At 69.1% G+C, this 1,176-nt stretch carries 1 protein-coding gene; it reads left to right on the forward strand.

The features are described 5' to 3' along the window. Window positions 1-1,176, forward strand: a 1,176-nt coding sequence (locus IC40_RS0126290; RefSeq protein ID WP_030137632.1) for an HNH endonuclease signature motif containing protein, incomplete at both ends; no start/stop codon positions are given.

The raw sequence follows: 1,176 nt of genomic DNA on the forward strand, positions 1-1,176 counted from the left end.
GACCTGCTCACCCGGCTCCCGGTCTTCGCCCAGGTCTTCGCCGGGGGCGGGGTGGACCTGCGGGTGCTGCGGGTCATCCTGCACCGGTGCGCGTTGATCACCGACCCCGACATCACGGCCGTCATCGACACCCAGCTCGCCGCGGCCGCACCCTCATGGAACGCACTGTCGGATGAACGGATCGCCGAACTGATCGACTGGATGATCATCGAGATCGACCCCGTGGCGGTGCGTCGGGCCCGGGAAACCCGGCGGCGCCGTCACCTCAATGTCGAACCGGTCGGGGACGGGATGGTCGAAATCCACGGACTCGTCGACGCCGCCAAAGGGGCGATCTTCGACCAGAGTGTGCAGGCGTTGGCGCGCACCGTGTGCCCGCACGATCCACGCACCCACGCCCAACGCCGCGCCGACGCCCTCGACGCCCTGGCGCTGCGGGCCACCAGTATCGCGTGTCTGTGCGGACGCCAAGACTGCCCGGCAGCAGGCAACGAGGTGCCGAGCGGCCAGTTCATTGTTCACGTGCTCGCCGAGCGTGACACGGTGGCCGCCGCAGGAGCCGAACGCGTCGCAGCGGCAGCCGGCACCACGGCCACCGAGAAGCAGATCAGGATGGCCGAACGTCGCGGCGCGTCCGAGGATTCGGTTGCACCGGCGAAGACACCGGCTCGCGCGTTGATCCCCGGGTACGGGCCGATCACCGTCGAGCAACTGGCCGACCTACTACCTGCGGCCCGGATCCGACCCGTCCCCGACGCCACCGCCCTGGGTATCGCACCCGGCTATCACCCGTCGCGCGGGCTGGCTGATTTCGTCGGCTGCCGCGACCTGACGTGCCGCTGGCCCGGATGCACCATGGCGGTGGGGCACTGCGATATCGACCACACCACACCCTGGCCATACGGTCCGACGCATCCGTCGAACACCAAGCTGTACTGCCGAATCCACCACCTAATCAAGACATTCCACTGCGGGCCCGGCGGCTGGAACGACCAACAACACCCCGACGGCACCATCACCCTCACCGCCCCCAACGGGCGGGTCTACACCACCAAACCCGAGGGCGCACTGTTCTTCCCGCAGTTCACCGTGGCCACCGCCGACCTCGGCACCATCGATATCCCACCGCCGACGCCGGGCCGAGAACGGGCCGCCCCCACACGATCCCGCACCCGC

Source organism: Mycolicibacterium neoaurum ATCC 25795 (genome assembly GCF_000691525.1).
Taxonomy (GTDB): domain Bacteria; phylum Actinomycetota; class Actinomycetes; order Mycobacteriales; family Mycobacteriaceae; genus Mycobacterium; species Mycobacterium neoaurum.